This is a genomic window from Hymenobacter sp. YC55 (assembly GCF_029433095.1).
Classification (GTDB): Bacteria; Bacteroidota; Bacteroidia; order Cytophagales; family Hymenobacteraceae; genus Hymenobacter.
Window position 1 is genome coordinate 31,809 of record NZ_JARNTX010000010.1, and the last position, 21,659, is coordinate 53,467.

15 protein-coding genes are annotated in these 21,659 nt (G+C 54.1%); 8 read left to right on the forward strand and 7 right to left on the reverse strand.

Annotated features, from left to right (window positions below):
• The first annotated feature begins 23 nt into the window (after positions 1–23).
• Positions 24–920 carry an SDR family oxidoreductase gene (locus tag P1X16_RS29695; RefSeq protein ID WP_277236397.1) on the forward strand — a complete coding sequence of 299 codons (897 nt, stop codon included), beginning with the start codon at positions 24–26 and terminating at the stop codon, positions 918–920.
• Between the two features lie 186 nt (positions 921–1,106).
• Here the strand turns inward: P1X16_RS29695 and chrA are convergent, their stop codons facing one another.
• Entirely contained in the window at positions 1,107–2,456 is a 1,350-nt protein-coding gene (gene chrA, locus P1X16_RS29700) for a chromate efflux transporter (RefSeq protein WP_277236398.1), read from the reverse strand.
• Between the two features lie 438 nt (positions 2,457–2,894).
• Entirely contained in the window at positions 2,895–3,596 is a 702-nt protein-coding gene (locus tag P1X16_RS29705; protein WP_277236399.1) for a carboxypeptidase-like regulatory domain-containing protein, read from the reverse strand.
• Between the two features lie 1,064 nt (positions 3,597–4,660).
• Between P1X16_RS29705 and P1X16_RS29710 the strand changes: the two genes are divergently transcribed.
• The 4 genes from P1X16_RS29710 to P1X16_RS29725 all read left to right on the forward strand — a co-directional run bounded on the left by P1X16_RS29710 (position 4,661) and on the right by P1X16_RS29725 (position 8,562).
• Positions 4,661–5,092, forward strand: a complete 432-nt coding sequence (locus P1X16_RS29710; RefSeq protein WP_277236400.1) for a hypothetical protein — start codon at positions 4,661–4,663, stop codon at positions 5,090–5,092.
• 45 nt (positions 5,093–5,137) lie between these two features.
• Positions 5,138–5,500: a hypothetical protein gene (locus P1X16_RS29715; protein ID WP_277236401.1), complete on the forward strand. Its 363-nt coding sequence runs from the start codon at positions 5,138–5,140 to the stop codon at positions 5,498–5,500.
• A gap of 287 nt (positions 5,501–5,787) precedes the next feature.
• Positions 5,788–8,091 carry a nitrate reductase gene (locus tag P1X16_RS29720; RefSeq protein ID WP_277236402.1) on the forward strand — a complete coding sequence of 768 codons (2,304 nt, stop codon included), beginning with the start codon at positions 5,788–5,790 and terminating at the stop codon, positions 8,089–8,091.
• A 12-nt stretch (positions 8,092–8,103) separates the two neighbouring features.
• Positions 8,104–8,562, forward strand: a complete 459-nt coding sequence (locus P1X16_RS29725; RefSeq protein ID WP_277236403.1) for a molybdopterin oxidoreductase — start codon at positions 8,104–8,106, stop codon at positions 8,560–8,562.
• Between the two features lie 84 nt (positions 8,563–8,646).
• On the opposite strand, the gene P1X16_RS29730 is transcribed toward P1X16_RS29725, so the two are convergent.
• From P1X16_RS29730 to P1X16_RS29750, 5 genes are all read right to left on the reverse strand, one after another.
• Positions 8,647–9,696, reverse strand: a complete 1,050-nt coding sequence (locus P1X16_RS29730; RefSeq protein WP_277236404.1) for a tellurite resistance/C4-dicarboxylate transporter family protein — start codon at positions 9,694–9,696, stop codon at positions 8,647–8,649.
• A 280-nt stretch (positions 9,697–9,976) separates the two neighbouring features.
• Positions 9,977–11,386: a chloride channel protein gene (locus P1X16_RS29735; RefSeq protein ID WP_277236405.1), complete on the reverse strand. Its 1,410-nt coding sequence runs from the start codon at positions 11,384–11,386 to the stop codon at positions 9,977–9,979.
• Between the two features lie 554 nt (positions 11,387–11,940).
• On the reverse strand, positions 11,941–12,951 hold the full coding sequence (locus P1X16_RS29740; protein ID WP_277236406.1) for an alpha/beta hydrolase: 1,011 nt from the start codon (positions 12,949–12,951) through the stop codon (positions 11,941–11,943).
• Positions 12,952–13,151: 200 nt separating this feature from the next.
• Positions 13,152–14,075: an alpha/beta hydrolase gene (locus tag P1X16_RS29745; protein WP_277236407.1), complete on the reverse strand. Its 924-nt coding sequence runs from the start codon at positions 14,073–14,075 to the stop codon at positions 13,152–13,154.
• 338 nt (positions 14,076–14,413) lie between these two features.
• Positions 14,414–15,277, reverse strand: coding sequence for a helix-turn-helix transcriptional regulator (locus P1X16_RS29750; protein WP_277236408.1), 864 nt, complete (start codon positions 15,275–15,277; stop codon positions 14,414–14,416).
• A gap of 634 nt (positions 15,278–15,911) precedes the next feature.
• On the opposite strand from P1X16_RS29750, the gene P1X16_RS29755 reads away from it, so the two are divergent.
• From P1X16_RS29755 to P1X16_RS29765, 3 genes are read left to right on the forward strand one after another with little or no spacing between them, the layout of a single operon-like run.
• Positions 15,912–17,000, forward strand: coding sequence for an efflux RND transporter periplasmic adaptor subunit (locus tag P1X16_RS29755; protein ID WP_277236409.1), 1,089 nt, complete (start codon positions 15,912–15,914; stop codon positions 16,998–17,000).
• Positions 17,001–17,033: 33 nt separating this feature from the next.
• On the forward strand, positions 17,034–20,222 hold the full coding sequence (locus P1X16_RS29760) for an efflux RND transporter permease subunit (RefSeq protein ID WP_277236410.1): 3,189 nt from the start codon (positions 17,034–17,036) through the stop codon (positions 20,220–20,222).
• The gene (locus P1X16_RS29765; protein ID WP_277236411.1) at positions 20,215–21,657 is read left to right on the forward strand and encodes an efflux transporter outer membrane subunit; all 1,443 of its coding nucleotides are present in this window, start codon (positions 20,215–20,217) and stop codon (positions 21,655–21,657) included. Before P1X16_RS29760 ends, P1X16_RS29765 begins: the two co-directional genes overlap by 8 nt.
• Positions 21,658–21,659: the final 2 nt, after the last annotated feature.

Consider the following 21,659-nt stretch of genomic DNA (forward strand, 5'->3'; position numbering starts at 1 on the left):
ATAACCCTTAAAGGACCACTACTATGCGTATTTTCGTAACTGGCGCAACCGGCTTTATTGGCTCAGCCGTGGTGCAAGAACTACTCGGCGCAGGCCACCAAGTGCTTGGCCTTGCCCGCAACGAAGCAGCAGTAAAAGCGCTTGCTGCAGTGGGCGCTGAAGCCCACCAAGGGTCGCTCGACGATCTTGATAGCCTGCAGCGTGGCGCAGCAGCTTCAGATGGTGTCATTCATACCGCCTTCGTACACGACTTTTCAGACTACCCTGGTGCTTGTGCAACCGACTTGCGTGCAATCGAGGCTATTGGCGCCGCACTTGTGGGCTCGGGCCGACCCTTCGTTATTGCCTCCGGAACGGCGTTGTTAGCACCAGACCGCATCGCAACTGAAAACGATGCAGCTGACCCCAACTCCGTTGGCGCCCCGCGTGTGCCGTCGGAAGAGGCTGCACTGGCGCTAGCGGCAAAGGGTATACGCTCAGCGGTGGTGCGCCTACCGCCATCGGTGCACGGCGAAGGTGACCACGGCTTTGTCCCAGCGCTAATCAGCATTGCACGGTCAACCGGCGTGTCAGGATACATCGGCGACGGACTCAACCGCTGGCCTGCGGTGCATCGGTTCGATGCGGCTCAGCTCTTCCGGCTAGTAATGGAGAAAGGAGTAGCAGGCACGCGCTACCATGGCGTTGCCGAAGAAGGTCTGCCTGTTCGCGACATTGCAGCAGTCGTCAGCCGCCGTTTGAATGTACCGCTCGCTTCAAAGTCTCCTGAGGAGGCTGCTAGTCATTTCGGGTGGCTGGCAAACTTTCTCAGTCTCAACAGCCCAGCTTCCAGTGCCTTAACCCAGCAGCAATTAGGTTGGCGCCCCAGTTATCCAGGGCTCCTGACCGACCTCGATCAGGCATCCTACTTTGAAAACTGAAAAGAACACCAAGTAGCGCCTTGCTCTAGGAGGTAACATGGAATTGAGGAAGTAAAAACAGAATTCTAAGCAACCTATAATGCGGCTCGGATTCTGTTTTTACTTCACTAGCGGCTCGTGTCTCCCTAAAGCGCAATTAATCAGCCTCCATTACCTGCCAGCTTACTTGCGCTATGGCGCAGGTTACTAGTGTATACCCATAGTGTGGGGAGAAAACAAATAGTACAGCAACCCAACCGCGGCACTCAAGACAACCCACAAAATAAGATTGATCTTGAAGCGGTAGAGGGCTAACAATGACACAAGCACCCAGACTAAGCTGGGCCAGTGCAATTGGTCTGCGGCTAGACGTTGCGTTGGAAAAAGGACAGCTTTTCCCAGGTACACCGCCAAATTGAGAACCACACCTACTACAGCAGCCGTGACGACGCCCAGCACTGCTTGCAGGTTCTGGTTGTGCTGGGTACGCTCAATTAACGGCGCGCCTACTAGGATAAAGACGAAGCTAGGCAAAAAGGTGTAGTAGGTGGTAACGAGCAGCCCAAGTGCACCCAGCGTCAGGGAACCAGCGAAATGAGTGAAACCGCCCATGAAACCCACGAAGGCTAAGACCATGATCAGAGGGCCAGGGGTGGTTTCGCCAAGAGCCAGCCCGTCGAGCATCTGCCCAGGGGTGAGCCAGTGCAATTTTTCCACGCTCACCTGTGCCACATAAGGTAACACTGCATAGGCACCGCCAAAGGTTACCAAGGCCGCCTGCGTGAAGAACATGGTGAGGGTGCGCCAGAAAGAAAAATCAGAGGAAGTCAGAGCCAGACCGCCCAGTGGCAAACCCCAAAGCACCAGCGCGGCCCCAAGCTGACGCACCAGACGAGGCAGCGAAAAGCCAGTACCGGCTACGACGGAGCGGGTGGTCAAGTAATAGCCTTCTTCAGCTTGCACCGCTTTAGCCTGAGTAGCGGCTGTTGCCGCCGGGGCAGGAAAAAAGCGTTGGGCCACTAAGGCAACTGCCGCCGCGCTAAGGATAAGTATGGGAAAGGGTACATTCATCCAAAAAATGCCCACGAAGCTGGCAGCTGCCACCGCATAGTGCAGTGGTCGGTGCAGCGACTTTTGCCCAATCTTGACTAGGGCCAATATGATAATGGCCACCACAGCAGGCTTCAGCCCTAAAAACACACCTTGCAAAGCCGGAAGTGTACCCACCGTCATGTAGAGCACGCTCAGCCCGAGCAAAATAAACACAGAAGGCAGCACAAACAGAATGCCCGCCGCCAACCCGCCGCGGGTACCGTGTAGCAGCCAACCGATATATGTCGCTAATTGCTGGGCCTCAGGCCCAGGCAGCAGCATGCAATAGTTGAGAGCATGCAGAAATTTAGCATCGGAAATCCAACGCTTCTGCTCTACCAGCACCGTGTGCATTACGGCTATTTGCCCCGCCGGGCCGCCGAAGCTTATAAAACCTAATTTGAGCCAGAAACGCAGCGCTTCAGAGAAAGTAGGCTTGGCAGGAGGGGGAAGTACATCAAGCATATAAGGTGAAGAGCTGGGGCATACTCTAGCTGTTCTAGTGCAATGGTACACGGGGCTAAGTCCAGAAAATAGAACAAAAATTTCTCCTGGAAGAAATTTTACTTGTGACTACCTGTTTTTCGATAGGCGGACAAGATTTTGCCGTCTGCTACTTAAAGATGCGCGCAGAGTAACTCTAGTCGATAAGGTATTCTAAGTAGGTAATTGTGCCAAGCAGTAAAGCCTTATTGATGCGCTGCTTGCAGATATATTCGCTGAAGAACAAGCCATTGAAGAGGTCAATAGTAGCAAGCTAGCTACACAATAGAGAAGAATAGAAACGAGAAAGCCCACTAGTAAAACTAGTGGGCTTTATAGCACGGAAACTCAACTTATAATTTATTACCGGCAAACTCTAAATAAAGCTCATTGGGAGTTTAAGGATGCATAAGCGAATCCTTAGAACTGCCACCAGTGGTGTTTTTTGGTTTTGGCTTCGCGAGGCAGCAGCGTCACGTTATGGGTGCCGCGGCTGGTGAGCTGCACTTCCTCTTCGCTGTAGCCGGCATAGCCGTACTGCAACACGGGCGTCTGTGCCGCCGGCACGAGCAAGGTGTAGTTGCCCGCCGCGTCGGTGCTCACGCCCCGGCCACTGACTTTGTCGATAACAGTAGCGCCAACCAGGGGCTTGCCGTTCTCATCGAGGATGCGGCCGCGCACGCTGCTCAGGCGCAGGGTTGAGGCGGCACTAGCGCTGGCGCTGCTCTCGGTCGAGGCCAGCAGCTCGGCAGGCAGTTCAGTGACCGTTACGCTGGAGGTAGCTTGCTCGTTGGTGGGCAGGGAGGTGCCGGCGAACACGGCTCCGCCGAGCAGGGCGCTGCCTGCGACCAGCGAAGTGGCGCGGCGGCGGAAGCGTTGGGGCTCGGTGCGGATGAGCTCGAACTGACGAGCTACCCAGCCCAGCGCCTGTACCTGATGGCCGGCTTGAGTGAGTTCGTAGTAGCGGCGCAGCGTGGCGTCGCCGTGCTGGCTGTTGGCTTTGAGGTAGGCGTCAACCGCGGCCGTATTCTTGCTGGTCAGGTCGCCGCGCAGGTAGGCGTCGCGGTAAGAGGGGAGCAGGTCGCCGGTAACGGGGTGAAAGGGGTGAGCGCTGAGTTTCATATAATATAATGCTAAGAGGTGATTTATGTGCTTCAGAACGAGAGCAAAGATAGAATAGTGAATTGCACTTATTTACATAGTATTTATACGAAAGGAGTAAATTCATATCATATGAAATGCACGTTATTTCAGATGAAACTAGCTAGTTTCTCTTCCAACAACGAGAATATCCGGATGAACAAAGCCATATTAACGCTTAAAAGTTAAAAAAGCGTTTTAAAAGTTCTTTTAATAGTTATATGATATTAAACCAATTATAGAATAGTCGGTAATTGTGTCCCAAATTGAGAATATCATGATATGTCATTAATATTCGTTTTAATATAATTAAAACATGATATAACCTGTTTCACTTATGCGTCTTGCCAAGTATAAACCAAGCTACTTTTGTTATGATTTTGCAATGATTAACTATGGACTATAAAGGTTTTTGATACGAACTACCTGAACAGAGATTAACTCTATTTTTTTCTATACGCGACTACTCAGGGCTGTTTGTCTACGGATGAGGTTTTGATGGCTTTATGACAATACTCGCTTTGGCGTCTAACCGTAAAGCCAACGCTAATCGAGCGTTTAAAGAGTATTTCAACTACTGAATAAGCATTAACTACCATCTAGAGTAATGCCACCAAAGAGGCAGCGCATGCTGCTCGAAATAAATAAATGGCGAAACGCAGACCACGTTGATTCACAACACGGCCCTCACTTTGTTCACACTTTTATGTGGAGTATTGCATTAAGTTGAAGCTTAGTAAAATACAGTAGTAAGAGACGCTATTGCTGCCTGAAACATGCAAAATCCTTATAATCTTAATTCATCGAGATTTGGCCGCTATTCGTAGTGAAATTAGCTATACTGAGCGTTATTGGCTAATAATGCCATTGAAGCTCTACTATCTTTGATTTGTTCTCAAAAGTAGACTTCATAAAGTTCTATAAAGTAAACACTTTTCATAATGTCCTGACAGTTATAATTCTTGTAAAAGCTATAGACTTGTTCTTGTGCTTTCAGGTGCTTAACTGAAGTGATTTTCCGGTAATTACCCTGCTTTATCTCCTGCATGCAGTTCCCTTTTCTAAACCGCCTCAGCCTCCGCAAAATCACGGTCGGCACTGCCAATGAGGCTGGTCAACAGGCCCGCATCGTACTAAACCATTTGCTTGAAGAATTGCCTGACTTGCTTATGAGCTGTGTGGTTGAAGTGCCATCAGGCCGCGTAGTTGCGTCTTATACTACTACAGCGGCGTTCAACCCCAACCAAGTAAGCTTGCGCTACGCCAAGCTACTTCGGGCAACTGATGTAGCCCTTGCCGCCCAGCATATTCCTGGTGGGCCGCTGACGGAAATGACATTGATACTTGACGAGCAATTGCACCTACTAAGACCAGTGCAAGGTGGTCAAGCCTACTGCTTTCTGGCCGTTCGCATAGCTGATACCAACTTAGCGATGGCTTCTGAACTGTTACGTCGCCTCACGGCTCCGCTTACTTAATCTTCACTTCTTTCATTCCCCTTACTTTTTAACTTTTTTTACCTCATGTCTTCTCCTAAGCAAACCGTTAAAGAAATTCTGGACGAACTCCCCACCCTGCTCGCAGTAGCCGTTGTAGAAACGGAAACGGGCATGGCTTTGGCCTCTCACTCCAACATTTCTGATTTTGACATTGACACGGCTGCTGCTTACAACACGGAAGTGGTAAAGCAGAAGCTGAAGGCGATTTCGGCTCTGAAGCTGAACCAGACCATTCAGGACATCCTGCTGACCCTGACCGACCAGCTGCACGTGATTAAGCTCTCGAGCAAAGGCGACAAGTTCATTTACTTGGCCGTTAACGCTCGTGACACCAACTTGGCCGTTGCTCGTCAGATCCTGAAGTCGCACACTGCCGTTCTGAATTAATTTTCAGAATTCAAGTGAAAGCCCGTTGGATACCCCAACGGGCTTTTTGGTGTTGAAGACAGTGAGAATACTCTTGTACTGCGGCAGTGTAATAGGTTGTTTAAAGACGCATAAGCTCCTCAGTAAACTGCCCGTAGGAGCTGGTAATAAGGCTTTGGAATTAAATTTTGATTAAAGATTTTCTCCTTTTTCGGGTACGTTTCCGTAGTAGGCACAGTCAAGTTCCATACTTCCTGCACTAGCCATTGCTCGGTCAGGAAGCAGTTTACTCTCCTTGCCTACACTTTATGAACCAAACCCGCGATAGTATTCAAGATATATGGGGCCCTCGCTTCGGGTACGAAGGTCAATGGCCAGTACGCGTTGATGAACGCGTCGAGGAAGACCCCGACCATTGGGTACAATCGGCTTGCGTGCTGTGCTCTAATGGGTGCGGGATGGATATTGGAGTGAAAGAAGGACGTATTGTTGGTGTGCGGGGCCGAGCCGTTGATAGCGTAAATCACGGCCGCTTAGGTCCTAAAGGATTGAACGGCTGGGTGGCCAATAATAGCCCCGACCGGCTAACGAAGCCTTTGATCCGCCGCAACGGTCAGCTGGAGGAAGCAACCTGGGATGAGGCTATGGACCTGATTGTGCGGAAGTCCAAAGAGCTGCTTGAAAAGCATACCAGCAGTTCCATTGGGTTCTACACATCTGGACAGCTGTTTCTAGAAGAGTACTACGCCCTGGGTATTGTGGGCAAGGCTGGCCTAGGCACTCCGCACATGGACGGCAACACCCGCCTGTGCACGGCCACTGCGGCGGCAGCTCTGAAAGAGTCGTTCGGCTCGGATGGCCAGCCTGGTTCCTACTCCGACCTCGATACCACCGAAGCTATTTTGCATGTTGGCCACAACATCGCTTCCCAGCAAACCGTGCTTTGGATGCGGGTGCTCGACCGTCTGGCCGGGCCCAATCCGCCTAAACTGGTGGTTATCGACCCTCGTGCCACGTATACCGCTGAAAAAGCCACTGTGCATCTAGCGCCTAGAGTAGGCACCAACGTACCCGTCATGAACGGGTTGCTGCGCCTCATCATTGAAGCTGGCAATATCAACCAAGAATACATCGACGCGCACACGGTAGGCTTCGAGGAGTTGAAGCAACTAGTGGCCAAATGGACGCCGGAGCGTGTAGAGCAGCTAACAGGCGTGCCCGCTGCCAAACTGCGCGAGGCCGCCCACATTTTGGGTACTTGCAACACCTTGGTATCGACGGCACTGCAAGGCGTTTACCAGTCGATGCAGGCTACCGCGGCGGCGGTGCAAGTCAACAACCTGCACCTATTGCGCGGGCTCATCGGGCACGATGGCAGCGGCATCTACCAAATGAACGGCCAGCCTACGGCCCAGAACACGCGGGAGTGTGGTGCCGACGGCGACTTACCCGGTTTCCGCAACTGGGGCAACGAACAACACATTCAGGAACTAGCCGATCTGTGGAACGTGCACCCGGATCAAATTCCGCACTGGGCTCCGCCCACGCACGCCATGCAAATCTGGCGCTACTGCGAGCAAGGGTCCATCAAAATGCTTTGGATCAGCGCTACTAATCCGCTGGTTTCAATGCCTGACTTAGACCGAGCCCGCAAGATTCTAGCCAAGGAAGACCTGTTTGTAGTGGTACAGGATGCCTTTCCTACTGAAACCACGGCCCTAGCCGATGTGGTGCTGCCTGCCGCCATCTGGGGCGAGAAAACGGGCTGCTTCACCAACGTGGGCCGCACCGTGCACATCTCTCACAAAGCCGTCGATCCACCGGGCGAAGCACGTTCTGACTTCGACATTTTTGTGGAGTATTCCCGGCGCATGGACTTTCGCGACAAAGACGGTAACCCACTGCTTACCAGCACCTGGCAAACCACTGAGGATGCTTTCAATGCCTGGCGCGAATGCACGCGCGGCCGCCCCTGTGACTATACTGGGTTGAGTTACGCCAAACTTACGGGCGACTCGGGTATTCAATGGCCTTGCAACGAGCAGTATCCCGACGGCAAAAAGCACCTCTACGCAGATGGTGTCTTCAGCACCAATATTGATTATTGCGAAGATTACGGCCACGATTTGGAAACAGGAACGCCCCGCTCCAAAGACGACTACAAGCTGATTGACCCCAAGGGCAAAGCTTTTCTGAAAGGCATAGATTACGAGCCGCCCCACGAAGAACCCGACGCGCAATACCCGCTCTGGCTCACTACGGGCCGGGTGGTATTTCACTTTCACACGCGTACAAAAACCGGACGCTCCCGCGAGTTGCACAAAGCTGCCCCGGATGGCTACGTGCAGCTCTCAACCGAAGATGCGGCCCGTTTCGGCATTGTAGAGGGAGACATGGTGGAGGTAGAATCGAGACGGGGCAAGGTGCAAGAGCCGGCCCGCATAGGCGACATCGAGCCAGGACTGATTTTCGTTCCTTTCCACTACGGCTACTGGGACCAGGACGACCGGCCACGGGCGGTTAACGAACTGACTCTGACCGAATGGGACCCGGTTAGCAAGCAGCCTCACTTCAAGTATGCTGCTGTGCGTATCCGCAAAGTAAACGCCTAATCTTGCCCTGCTATGCACCTTCCTTATTACATCGGGCTGCTCGAAAACAGCGAAAAGCAGCTAGCAGAAGCTTTCGAGTACGTAGCCAATCATCACCATGACGAGCCCGATATCGAGCAGATGTGCCAAAAACTCTCGGCCTGGTCGCGGGAGCACCACGGAAAGGTGCAGCGGTTTGTGGAGAAATACTCTGAAGAAAAAAGCAATGAGCCAAGCAAGCTAAAGCGGGACTTGTTTGCGGAGAAACGCCACAGCAGCCTGACCCTGCTGCGCGACTTGCACGACCTGTGGCTGCTAACCCAAGAAGTACAACTATGCTGGGTTGTGATTCAGCAAGCCGCCTTGGGGTTGCGCGACGAAGACTTGAAAGCGTGCTACACTTTTTGCAGCGCCCGAACCAAGCGCCAAGTTGAATGGCTGCTCAGCCGCATCAAGCAAGCCGCCCCGCAGACGCTGTTGGTAGCAGAATAAAAAAGCTGGCTCACCTCTGTAACAGGCGAGGCTTCCACTGACAGTCGTAAGCGGAAGCCTCGCCTTTTTTGATAGTGCATGCTATTAGGTTCGGGCGGGCGACGAGCTTTTGTCGGACTGGGTTGAAGCAACATAGTGGACCAGCATGCCAGCTAGCGTAAGTCCCCAGGCCAGGAGGGCCAGCCAAATGAAGGTGGACGAAACGGTATGCAAGGCCGCCAAGGGCAGCGCATCAGCTAAGCGGCCAGTAGATGCCGCGTACATGCCCAAGGGGAAAACCATGCTCCACGAAGAGGGCTGGTACGAAAAAGTTGGTCGCGCATGTAGGTGATGCCATCCACGCAAAACTAGTACGAAGGGGATCCACCAAGTACTTATCACCCAAAACAGCACGCTCCAGGCTTTCACAAATCCAGTTGCATCAGCTAGAGCCGAGCTATGGGGCAGGGCGCTCAGCAGCGTCGCGCCGGCCATGACTGTGATGGCGCTGCCTCCCACAATAATCCAATACGGTGGGCTGATCTTCTGCGCCTCGATTGGCTTAAACGCCAGACGGTAAAATAGCAGCGTGCAGAGCACGCCGTAGAATAAGCTGCCTAGCAAGAATAAGCACAGCACCAGAAATATGCCTACGTCGGTGGGTAGTGCTAGCTTAGGAACCAAGCCGGCCCCGAGCACAGCCAACGCCTGCGTGGAGACAGTTAAGAGCAGCCAGTTAGCATCTAAGCCAGTTTCCAGCTTGGGCTTGTCGCGCTTTAGCGTGGTGCTGAGCAGAAACCCGTAGAGCAGCACCAGCCAGCAGAGTGCGCCAAACACCCACAGCGCCAGCCCCAGCACCTGATTGCCGCGCAGTTGCACAAATTGATTGCCTACCAGGCACGTAGCCGCAACCAGAGCCAAGAAGTTAGGTCCCTGCTCGTGCGAAGCTAACTCAGCTTTTACCGCGCCAGCGAACAGAAGTATCCGCGCTGCCAGCAGCAGCAGAAACAGCGGGTAGAGCAGCAAATTCAGATAGAAGAAGCTTTCAGCCAGCCAAGCTATGTGCTGAGCATGCGCAGCCAGCGAGATGATGCCCGTAGCCATGACGAAAGCAAAGTACGCGGGCGGAAACTTCTCTATAATTGACTTCAACATAAAGTGATGCGTTTGCGCTGCTTATACGGTCAGTAACAGACGCTAGGATATGATTGGGCAGCATCCTAGCTAGGCAACACGTAGCTAGCGTTGAGGTACAACTACTGTTTCCAGCTTCCCCCTACTCCGCTCAATCAGGAAGACTTTTGCTAACCGGCCTAAGCAGGCTTCGCTTGCTCGGTAGCTTATGTTGTAAAGTTGAGAAATGGGAAGTGACCCGGCTAGGCAGGCGTGGGCCCCGCAGCAAGCATTCTTGTTGCTTGGTGAGGCTGGCACTCATTTATTCCATGGCTGGTGGGCCGGCAATCCGATTTCGGGTAGATGGAGGTGCTGGCTGGGCCAGCGTTTCGCGGAGGAAGCCCGTTTTTAGGTGCTCATAAAAAGAGTGCGGGTCCACTAGCGAAGCCACGGCTTGAGCCATCATGCCGCTAAGCAGCAGTTGAAAGATGGCCGAATGGCGGTCCGTCATTTCCAACACCAGAATAGCGGCCGTGAAGGGAGAACGTACCACGCCGGTCAGGAAACTCACCATACTGACCAGTACCAATAGGTTGCGGTCTTCGAGTGGCACTTGGCCGAGCCGAGCCAGCGCATCGCCTAAGATAGCACCCGCGCTTAGGGAGGTCGCAAAGATGCCGCCCGCGCCCCCGCCGCTGTAACTCAGGGCCATGCCAGCAAAGCGCGCCGGAAACAAATACCAAGGCGTCTGTCCATTATTTTGAAACAAGAGCCGGTTGATAATAGGCTTACCCGTGCCCATGCCCTCCTGTCCTACGGCGTAGGCCAGCCCAGCCAGAAGCAAGCCGCAGCCTAGCACCCAAGCGGTCTGCTGGCCTAGGGTAGCAAAGCGGCGGCGGTAGCTGCCAAGCCAGAGCAAGGATTTAGCAAGCAGAGCGCCAGCCAGTCCGCAAATCAATGCCACCAGCACCACCGTTGCCAGAAACCAACCAGCCCGTGCCGTTACTTTTGGAAAGCCTAAATACAGATAAGGCCCTAAAATGGCCTGAGCAGTAAGACCGGCTATGATAACGGCCGAAAATACGGCCATCCGGAAGCGGGCCATGTGCATCTGCGTGAGTTCTTCCACCACGAACACAATACCGCCCAACGGGGTGTTGAACGCCGCCGCCAGCCCAGCCGCGCCGCCCGTAACCAGCGCAATTTGTCGCGAAAGCTGCGGCCAGCCCGCTGGCTGCAGACGATTAATGGTCCGGAAAATAGCCGCCGAAATTTGGATAGTAGGCCCTTCGCGCCCAATCACGCCGCCGCCGAGCAGCAAGGCCACGCTGCTCAACACCTTCACGATGGCCACCCGCAGGCTAAGCAAGTAGCCCGTGCGGTGGTGCTGGCCAGGATTGGATAGCTCGATGGCCGCCATAACCTGCGGAATGCCGCTGCCCCGGGCCGCTGGTGCCCAGCGCTGTACCAGTGCCCAGGATACCAGAAAAGCTAGCGGCGTGAAGCCAAAAGCCAGTAGTGGCTCCTGACGAAACCAGCGGAAGCTGGTTTGCTCGGCCCAGGCAAATAGCTTTTCGTAGCCGACTGCCACAAACCCCACTACCACAGAAGCAAACCAAAACGGAAAGCTTTGTAGAATCAGCCGCCGCACCCGGTCGGTATAAAGGCGGCGAATCAGGTGTTGGTCTAGCCAGGCCAGAACTCGCGCGTAGCGCGTAGGAGAATCAGACATTAGAGGGCAGCAGGTATCGAGCCGGCAGCGTCTACTTCCGTTTGGACAGGCAGCCGTTCCCTCTTATTAACGAGCATAAAAGCAAAGGGTAGACAAACCGATTCCAATTAAGGCAGCAGCTTGTGGCCTTCTGTACCCACAGATAGCGCGTCGGGGCTAGGCTGATGACAAGCAGCGACGAAGGTGAAAGCCTGGTTGGGTATTGCACTGTTATATACAGAAAAACCCTGATCAGGAGCCGACCAGGGTTTTTGTATTCTGAATCACTGGGCTACACCTCTGTACGCCTCAGCTCTACAAAGATAAGCCTTTTATATCTCAAGCTAAACCGTAATTGTGCACAGGCCCCACAAAGTTGTGGCTACTGATGCGTTGTTCTAGTAATGCACGTCGTGCCTGTAGCTTAAACCTACAATCATTTGAGTGGTATAAGTGATTGAGTGATAGGAGGAAAGCACCATGCTCTGGTGGCTCTTCTTTTAGCAGCATAGATTTTGTTTCACATGTTAAGTTTCTGATAATTCATACCCATGTGCATGTAACTAACTAAGGGCTTACTTCTTTAAAGCCAATTGATGTGCAAAGCTAGCCAGGGCTTCGTCGAAGCCTTTTGGGTTATCTAGGAAAGCGAAATGCTTGCCAGCAAGGACCACCACTTGTTGGTGAGGAAAGCGAAAAGCCTTGTACTGATCGGGGCCAACCACGTAATCGTCCTGCCCGGTCACGACTAGCACCGGCATCAGCAAAGCGGACGTAGCGGGCGTGAAATCCTGCACGTAATCCATGATGGCGGCCGTTTGCGTTACTACAGTTGCAAAGTCCCGATTGGCGGCAATGCCCTGCTGTGCCTGCTTCACGTGCTGAGCCGTGGAATCATGAGCGTACATCAGCTGATTTATTAGGCGGTATTGGTTGAGCAAGCTCATCACCATCCCGTAGCGCTGTGGCAACGGGGCGGTAGGGTCGAGCGGTGGCCGCCCTTGTGCAGGCAAGAGAGGGTAGCCGTACGCCACGGTGCTTTCCATAGATGCGGGCAGATTTAGGATGCTGTTAACCAGAATCAAGCCTTGTACCCGCTCAGGGTATTTACGAGCGTAGGCAGTGGCAATGATGCCCCCAAACGAGTGCGACATGACCACCCATTTCGTGAGGTGTAGCTGCTGTCGCAAGTCTTCTAAATCTTGCACCAGGCGAGCTAAGGTGTAATCTTTTAAAGGGTCGCTGGCCGAGCGGCCGCTGCCGCGTTGGTCGAGGTAAATCATTTGGAAGCGTTGCTCCAACTCCTTGCCCGCCAACTTTTCAATTACTTCACTGCCCGAGCCAGGGCCCCCGTGGATAAACACACAAGGCAAGCCTTGGCCTTCAACTTTCGCATAAAGCTTTACCCCGTCGGTCGTAGTGATGGTGGGGGAGCCCGCCAGTAAGCCAGTGGTAGGCTTTGCACTTGAGCGAGAGAAGTGCGTATCACTGGTCGATGGTTGGGCAACGGCTTGGTTGGTACTAACTAGAAACCCAACCAGGAACACGAGCAGCACGCGGAACGAGACAAGTAGGGACTGTATCATGGGGCATCAGTAGGGGAGAGGTATAGGGTAAAGCTATGCCCCGGCCAAAAGAGCGAGAAACTCACCTTACTGAAGCGTCGAATTCATTGTCTGAAGTGTAGAAGGTAGCAGACGAAGGTTCGCGCATTTCAAACAAGAAATCGGCAGCGTGCCGAAGTGGTTGTCCTGCGCGCTGCCGATTCGTGACTACGATGTCTGCTCTACTGCAAGAAACGCAGAACGGCTTTTAGCACCTGGGCAGGGTTTTCTTCGAATAGATAGTGCCCACCGTCCGTGAAGCCGAGCACCTCAACGTTGTCGGCCACGGCGGGCAAACCCATGTTCATGTTGTTGTAAGCCACGTAGCTCCCAATACCTAGTATTGGCATGCTGAGGCGGGAGTACGTTTTCATGTCCTCTATGTCTTGGTTGAATGCCTGATACCAACCATTTGCGGCCCGGATGCTGTCGGCGTGGTTGTACATGGCCGCGTACACTTGCCGGTCGAATTCCGTCATGTGGCGCTCGTCAATCATTACATACTGAAAAAGCCAGTCTAGCACGTAGCGGAAGCGGCCAGCTAGCAACTGCTCGGGTAACTCTTTGATCTGGTTGAAGGACATCCACCACATGTACGGGTTATTGCCGTCCATCTTCGCCTCGAATGTACCGGGAGCAGGCAGCATCGACATGTAGCGCATGCCCTCACTCGGATGGCCGCTGTCCAGCAAAACTACTTTGTGCGTGGCCGTAGGGTAATTGAAGGCGAAGCTCAGGGCTACCATACCGCCGATGTCATGCCCAAGCAGCGACACACTAGGCAGGTCCAGCAGTTGCGTTAAAGCATATACATCTTGAGCCATGGTCTTTTTGTCGTAGCCTGCCTCCGGCTTGTCTGAGCTGCCCATACCACGAATATCGAGGATGATAACGCGGTAGTGTCGAGCCAGCTCCGAGGCCACGGGATGGTAAGAATACCAGGTTTGTGGCCAGCCGGGCAAGCAGATAAGGGGCTGCCCGCTGCCACCCTCCACGTAGTGCAGGCGGATGCCATTGACGGTAGCATAGTGGTTGGTAAAACCAGGGAATTTCGCAAGTAGCGCTTCGTCTGAGTAAGCTGCAAGGGTTTCTGAAGTGGATTGCATCGGGTGCTAAGTGAATTGTGAGAAGTTTGAGGTAGGGATTGGCTGGACAACTCTACCTATTGGTGAAGCAAAGGTCCTTTTCGCCTGTCCGGCTCCTCTCGCAATTCTTGCCTACTTCTATCAAATGCTTGCTCTTCTTCTGTCAGCAAGTAAGCTTCTAGCGCTATCAAGCCATTTCGCTACGGGTGTTGCAGTTCGCATGGGTAAGCAGCTAAAGCAGTTTAGAAACTTCAGTTTGTAAGGCCGCAATTGAGCGGCAGGTCTCCACCTCGATTAGCTGGCCGAGGCTTGGTCCACTCCCAAGCAAGACCACGCGGTTACTGGTCGTCAGCTATTCGTTAGCGCCGTTGAAACTCGCGCGGCGTGCACCCGCAGACTCGCTTGAACGCAGCCGCAAAGTGAGCAGGCGAGGCAAAACCCAATGTATCGCTGACGGAGGCAATGGGCAGTTCGTTGGTTCGCAGCAATTGCTGGGCCCGTTTCATTTTCCAGCTTAGCACGTACTGATAGGGGGTAATACCCGTGGTTTGCTTGAAGCGGCGGGCAAAATGAAATACGCTCAGGTTGGCCAAGCTCGCCAGCATTTGCAGCGTAATCGGCTGTTCGACGCTGGCCTCCAAATAAGCATCCAGGCGCGCCATTACCGCGGCGGGTAGCTTGGCGCCTGTGCCTGTAACGCGCCGCTCGTAGCTGGCGTGGTGCTCGATAAGATGATAACAAAGGGTAGTAGCCAGCGACTCGATGTAGAGCTGCCCAAGTGTATGCCCGGCGTTGGTTGCCGACAGCAGTTGCCGCCCCAAGTGCGTTATTAGCCCATCCTCGAACCGGAACCGCTCGTGCAGCGCAAAGCGCGTCAGGTCAAGGTCATGGCGGGCCTTGGCTTCCAGCGCCTGGGCATCGAGGTGCAGGTGGATGATGTCGGTGGGGCCGTCCCAGGCAATGGGGCCGTACTCGCCAGCTGGGTAAAGGCCTGCGTCGCCAGCACTAAACAGGTCTTCTTCGAGGCGGTGGCCGCTGCGGCGTTGCGAGCGGATGGGCTGTTGCCCCTGATGAATCAGCAGCAGATGGTGTTCGTGAAAATGCGCCGGCATGGCCATAGCCGCTAGCTGGTAGCGTTCCACCCGCAGCCCCGGCCAAGCGTGCGATACGCTGGTTTCCATAGCCTGCTGGCCATACATCTCGGAGCTGTACGTGTATATCATCGGGGTTGAAGACAAGTATAGCTAATCCCTGAGGAGCTGCGAAATGTTTGATTGACTCGTCAAAAGGTAACGCGCTAGCAGCCCTTTAGTACGCCTTTTTGCGCTGCCTAACCGGATGGAATTCTAAAAGTAGCAGCGTCGAGCCAACCCATTTTTGCAAGAGCTTTCTATTTCTGCTTGCTCGCAAAAATGCGCTTAACCCCTTGAAGGCGAACTGTATTTGTGAAGAAAGGGCCTCGCGGCACTACAGGGCCTAGATTACTTCATACCGTCTTCATATTCCGACTAGAGTTTTGTAGCGCTTAGCCTCTAACACCAGCATTGCAGCGGGGGCATTTCGCCTCGCTTCGCCCCCGCCGCATCGAATTAGTACGCCGCCTTTGCTGGCATTTACCAGCCGGCTGCCAAGTGAAACAAATTATAACGCATGTATAAACGCAGTAAGCTACTTTATCCATCTACCGGATTGCGTGATTTGGCAACGACAGATTCCCAATTGTCAGCGAGCCAATCGCCCCAAAGACCAACTGAGTTATCGGTTAATGCAGGCCCGCAGTGCCTCACCGGCTCAGCCCATTCCCTTTCAGCACACTTCTCCCAACACACATCTTCCAAGATCACCACTAAGGTTCTCATGAAAAGAACGTTCCTGCTCATGCTCATGGGCTGCAGCGTCTTGTATTGCTCTACAAGCTGCTCGAAGAAAGAAGAGGAAAAGGAAGAGGTAACCAAGTTCTTAGTTACCAGTCCTCTGCAAAAAGACACGACCATCACCAAGGAGTACGTGGCTCAGATTCATTCCATCCAGCACATCGAAATGCGGGCCCTGGAAAGAGGCTACCTGCAGAAGATTTTTGTAGACGAAGGGCAACACGTTCAGAAAGGGCAAATGATGTTTCAGATCATGCCGATGCTCTATCAGGCAGAACTGAAAAAGTCGCAGGCCGAAGCCAAGTTCGTTAACATCGAGTACCAGAACACCAAGAAGCTGGCCGACAACAACGTAGTGTCGCCTAATGAGTTGGCTCTGGCACAAGCCAAGCTCGACAAGGCGCAGGCCGAAGTGTCATTAGCGCAAACGCACCTGCAATTCACGGCCATCAAGGCGCCATTCAGTGGCATTATGGACCACTTCCAGGCCCGGTTAGGCAGCTTGGTTGATGAAGGCGACTTGCTGACGACCCTATCGGACAACAGCAAAATGTGGGTGTACTACAACGTGCCGGAAGCGGAATATCTGTCTTACAAAAGCCACGCGCAGGACAACAACACCATGAACGTTAACCTGCGGATGGCCAACAATGAGGTATTTGACCAGCCCGGTGTGGTGCAAACTATCGAGGCCGACTTCAACAACGAAACCGGCAACATTGCCTTCCGGGCAACTTTCCCAAACCCCAAAGGGCTGCTACGCAACGGCGAAACGGGCAGCGTGCTGATGACCGTTCCGCTCAAGCACGCCCTGATTGTGCCCCAAAAAGCCACGTTCGAGGTGCTCGAGAAGAAGTTTATGTACGTGGTGGACAGCAAGAATGTGGTGCACCAGCGGGAAGTGGTAGTGGCGTCCGAAATGCCAGACTTGTACATCATCTCCTCGGGCCTGAAAGCAGGCGACAAAATATTGCTGGAAGGCATCCGCAAAGTGAAAGACGGGGACAAGATCAGCTTCAAGTACCAAGAGCCGAAGTCGGTCATCTCGCACCTGAAAGTGTACTCGGAATAGGGTCACATCATCACAGCCACGAACAACTAGATAATGTTCAGTAGATTCCTTCGCCGACCCGTGTTTGCCATCGTTATATCGGTGGTAATCATGTTCCTGGGTATTCTGGCCATCAATACCCTGCCCACGTCCCAATTCCCGGAGATTTCGCCGCCCATGGTTATGGTGAGCACGGCGTATCCTGGTGCTAGCGCCAAGGTGCTCACCGAATCGGTGCTTATTCCGCTCGAGCAGGCCATCAACGGCGTGCCTGGCATGAAGTACATGACGTCCGATGCCGTAAGCGCCGGGGAAGCCAACATCCAAATCGTCTTCAAGCTCGGCACCGACCCCGAGCAGGCGGTGGTAAACGTGAACACCCGCATTGCGCAGATCCTGAACCGCTTGCCGGTGCTGGTGCAGCGTGAAGGGGTGGTGGTAAACCGTGTGGTGCCCAACATGCTGATGTACGTCAACCTCTACAGCAAAGACAAGAATACCGATATGCGGTACCTCTTCAACTTTGCCGGGGTGAACATGCTGCCCGAAATTCAGCGCATCGACGGTATCGGGCGGGCCAGCATCCTGGGTAGCCGCCAGTACGCCATGCGCGTGTGGCTGAAGCCCGACCGCATGCGGGCCTACAACCTGTCGGTAGACGACGTGATGGAGGCGCTCAATGACCAGAGCGTTATTGGCTCGCCGGGTCGTATCGGCCGCTCCGATGGCAAAGAGGCCTCGGCGCTGGAATACGTGCTGACCTACAAGGGCCGCTTCAACGACGTGGAGGAGTATAAGAACGTCATTATTAAAGCCAACTCCAACGGCGAAACGCTGCGCCTCAAGGACGTGGCAAACGTGGAGCTGGGCTCGGAGTTTTACGACATCTACTCCAACCTCGACGGCTACCCTTCGGCGGCTATTATGCTCAAGCAAACCTACGGCTCGAATGCCAGTGAGGTAATCAAAAGCGTGAAAGCCAAGCTGGAAGAGCTGAAGAAAACCATGCCGCCCGGCATGGACTATAAGATCAGCTACGACGTATCGAACTTCCTCGACGCCTCGACTGAGAACGTAATTCACACCCTGCGCGACGCCTTTATCTTGGTGGCCCTGGTGGTGTTCTTGTTCCTCGGCGACTGGCGCTCCACGCTCATCCCGATTATCGCCGTGCCAGTGTCGCTGGTGGGAGCCTTCATTGCCATGCAGGCCTTCGGGATGACCATTAACATGATTACGCTGTTCGCGCTGGTACTCGCCATTGGTATCGTGGTCGACGACGCCATTGTGGTGGTGGAAGCGGTGCACGCCAAGATGGAGGAAAAGCACCTTTCGCCCTACGGGGCGGTGCGCGAGGTAGTAGGCGAAATCAGCGGTGCTATCATCGCCATTACCATCCTGATGACGGCCGTATTCGTGCCAGTTGCCTTCATGAGCGGTCCGGTGGGTATTTTCTACCGCCAGTTCTCGATTACGATGGCCTCGTCTATCGTCATTTCCGGTATCGTGGCCCTGACCTTGACGCCGGTGCTGTGCGCCATGATCTTGAAGAACACGCACGGCCAGCCCCGCAAGAAAACGCCTATCAACCGCTTCATCGACTGGTTTAACCGGGGCTTTGAGCGCCTGACTGGCCGCTACACCAACATCCTGGAAAAAGTAGTGGACCGCCGCGTGTTCACCTTCGCAATTTTGATTGCCTTCGGGGTCGGCATCTTCGGCATTTCGTCTACGCTGCCTTCCGGCTTCATTCCGGCCGAAGACCAGGGCATGCTCTACGCCATTATTCAGACGCCGCCCGGCTCGACGCTGGAGCGCACCAACGCCTTGTCGCAGCAACTCTCGAAGCTGTCGGAGAAAGTGCCCGGCATCGAAAGCATTTCCAGCTTGGCTGGTTACGAGGTGCTCACCGAAGGTCGTGGCTCCAACGCCGGTACGCTGCTCATTAACCTTAAGCCTTGGCACGAGCGCAAGGAATCCATCCACGACATCGTGATGAGCCTGGAAGAAAAGGCCAAGGAAATCCCTGGCGCGACCATCGAATTCTTCGAGCCACCGGCAGTACCGGGTTATGGCGCGGCGGGTGGTTTCCAGCTGCAACTGCTCGACAAGACCAGCACCGGCGACTATAAAGCGCTGGAAAAGGTGAACGAAGACTTCATGGCCGAGCTGAAAAAGCGTAAGGAGCTGGCCGGACTGTTTACTTTCTTCTCGGCCAACTATCCGCAGTACGAACTGCAGATCGACAACCAACTGGCCATGCAAAAAGGCGTGAGCATTGGTAACGCCATGAACACGCTGTCCATCATGGTGGGCTCGACCTACGAATTGGGCTTTATCAAGTACCAGCGCTTCTTCAAGGTGTTCGTGCAAGCTTCGCCGGAGTACCGCCGCCTGCCCAAGGACATCCTGGACATGTGGGTGAAAAACGACAAAGGTGAAATGGTACCGTTTTCGGCCTTCATGAAAATTGTGAAAGGCCAGGGCGCCAACGAAATCAACCGCTACAACATGTACCCCACGGCTTCTATCCGCGGCGACGCGGCTCCGGGCTACAGCTCGGGTGAGGCCATCAAGGCGGTACAGGAAGTAGCCAAGAAAACCCTGCCCCGCGGCTACGACATCGACTGGGGCGGCTTGTCGAAAGACGAAGTGTCGCGCGGCAACGAGGCCATCTACATCTTCCTGGTGGTGCTTGCCTTCGTGTACCTGGTGTTGGCCGCGCAGTACGAAAGCTTCCTGCTGCCGCTGGCCGTAATTCTGAGCTTGCCTGCGGGTATCTTCGGCTCGTTCCTGCTGATCAAAACGCTTGGCTTGGCCAACAACATCTACGCCCAAGTGGGACTGGTGATGCTGGTAGGTCTGCTGGGTAAGAACGCCGTACTGATTGTGGAATTCGCGGTGCAGAAGCACGAGGAAGGCATGTCGGTGCGTGACGCGGCCATTGAAGGCGCGAAGGTGCGTTTCCGCCCGATTCTGATGACTTCCTTCGCCTTTATTGCGGGCTTGATTCCGCTGGTGTTGGCTACTGGTGCCGGGGCCATCGGCAACCGCACCATTGGTACGTCGGCTTTGGGCGGGATGCTGTTTGGTACCGTTTTCGGAGTAATCATCGTGCCCGGCCTGTATTACATTTTTGGCACTCTCGCCGCTGGCCGCAAGCTAATTGGGGATGAAAACGAAAATCCTCTGTCAGAATTCGAGCCGCACGTTTTAGTTGAAGAAGTTGAAACTCATGCTTAAGAAACGAATATATCAAAGCCTGAGCGCGGCCCTTCTAGCGGTAGCAGCGGCGGCTTGTACAACGCCGGGGATAGTGGCCAGAAAAGAGAGCCGAAATGTTCCGGCTAGCTATTCTACTGCCACTGCCAAGGATACTACCAGTACGGCAACCATGCGGTGGAAACAGTTTTTCACCGATCCTAATCTGGTTGCCCTGATTGACACTGCTCTGCAAAACAATCAGGAGCTCAACATTGCCTTACAAGAAATTCAGATTGCCCGCAACGAGGTTCAAATCAGAAAAGGCGAGTACCTGCCCTTTGTGGGCCTAGGTGCCAAGGCCGAAGCAGAACGGCCAAGCCGGTACACGCTCCAGGGCGCAACGGAAGAAGCCATCGACATCAAGCCGGAACACCGTAACCCCGACCCGCTGCCAAACTACCAGATTGGGGCCGTGGCTAGCTGGGAAGTAGACATCTGGCACAAATTGCGCAACGCCCGTGCTGCCGCCGCCAACCGCTACTTGGCAACGGTGGAAGGCCGGAATTTCACAGTCACCAACCTGATTGCCGAAATTGCCAATTCGTACTACGAGCTGCTGGCGCTCGACAATCAATTGGCCATCACTAGGCAGAACATCGAGCTGCAAAGCAATGCTTTGGAGCTAGTGAAACTGCAAAAGGAATCGGCCCGCGTGACCGAGTTGGCGGTACAACGCTTTGAAGCGCAGGTGCACAACACTCGCAGCCTGCAGTACAACATTCAGCAGCGCATCGTGGAAACCGAGAACCGAATCAACTTCTTGGTGGGCCGGTACCCGCGGCCGATAGTGCGCAACTCGGCCTCGTTCAACGATTTGGTGCCGGCTGTTGTGCAAGCAGGAGTTCCGTCTCAGCTGCTGCAAAACCGGCCGGATATCCGGCAGGCCGAGCAGCAACTGGCGGCTACTAAACTGGATGTGAAGGTGGCCCGAGCCAACTTTTATCCGGCGCTGCGTATCACTGGCGCTGCCGGAATCGGAGCCTACAAGCCCGGCTTGCTGTTTTCAACGCCCGAATCCATGCTGTACTCCTTGGCCGGCGATTTGGTAGCGCCTTTGGTTAACCGCAACGGCATCAAAGCGGTGTATGGCAGCGCCAACGCGGTGCAGACGCAGGCGGCGTACCAGTACGAGCGGACCGTACTCAACGCGTACATTGAAGTGGCCAATCAGCTCGCCAACATCAATAACCTGGCCCAGAGCTACGACGAAAAAGCCAAGGCCGTGCAAGCCCTCAACCAGTCGAGCACGATTTCCAACAGCCTCTTCCGCTCCGCCCGGGCCGACTATACGGAAGTGCTCTTCACTCAGCGCGACGCGCTGGAGTCGAAATTCGACCTTATTGAAACCAAGATGCAGCAGCTAAATGCCACAATCAACGTGTACCGGGCATTGGGTGGCGGCTGGAATCAATAAGC

Coding starts and splice junctions, on each gene's coding strand:
- P1X16_RS29740 (WP_277236406.1), bottom strand. CDS start 12,951: ATGATACAGTCCCTACTTGTCTCGTTCCGCGTGCTGCTCGTGTTCCTG.
- P1X16_RS29695 (WP_277236397.1), top strand. CDS start 24: ATGCGTATTTTCGTAACTGGCGCAACCGGCTTTATTGGCTCAGCCGTG.
- P1X16_RS29745 (WP_277236407.1), bottom strand. CDS start 14,075: ATGCAATCCACTTCAGAAACCCTTGCAGCTTACTCAGACGAAGCGCTA.
- P1X16_RS29710 (WP_277236400.1), top strand. CDS start 4,661: ATGCAGTTCCCTTTTCTAAACCGCCTCAGCCTCCGCAAAATCACGGTC.
- P1X16_RS29720 (WP_277236402.1), top strand. CDS start 5,788: ATGAACCAAACCCGCGATAGTATTCAAGATATATGGGGCCCTCGCTTC.
- P1X16_RS29750 (WP_277236408.1), bottom strand. CDS start 15,277: ATGATATACACGTACAGCTCCGAGATGTATGGCCAGCAGGCTATGGAA.
- P1X16_RS29755 (WP_277236409.1), top strand. CDS start 15,912: ATGAAAAGAACGTTCCTGCTCATGCTCATGGGCTGCAGCGTCTTGTAT.
- P1X16_RS29730 (WP_277236404.1), bottom strand. CDS start 9,696: ATGTTGAAGTCAATTATAGAGAAGTTTCCGCCCGCGTACTTTGCTTTC.
- P1X16_RS29725 (WP_277236403.1), top strand. CDS start 8,104: ATGCACCTTCCTTATTACATCGGGCTGCTCGAAAACAGCGAAAAGCAG.
- P1X16_RS29735 (WP_277236405.1), bottom strand. CDS start 11,386: ATGTCTGATTCTCCTACGCGCTACGCGCGAGTTCTGGCCTGGCTAGAC.
- P1X16_RS29760 (WP_277236410.1), top strand. CDS start 17,034: ATGTTCAGTAGATTCCTTCGCCGACCCGTGTTTGCCATCGTTATATCG.
- chrA (WP_277236398.1), bottom strand. CDS start 2,456: ATGCTTGATGTACTTCCCCCTCCTGCCAAGCCTACTTTCTCTGAAGCG.
- P1X16_RS29705 (WP_277236399.1), bottom strand. CDS start 3,596: ATGAAACTCAGCGCTCACCCCTTTCACCCCGTTACCGGCGACCTGCTC.
- P1X16_RS29715 (WP_277236401.1), top strand. CDS start 5,138: ATGTCTTCTCCTAAGCAAACCGTTAAAGAAATTCTGGACGAACTCCCC.
- P1X16_RS29765 (WP_277236411.1), top strand. CDS start 20,215: ATGCTTAAGAAACGAATATATCAAAGCCTGAGCGCGGCCCTTCTAGCG.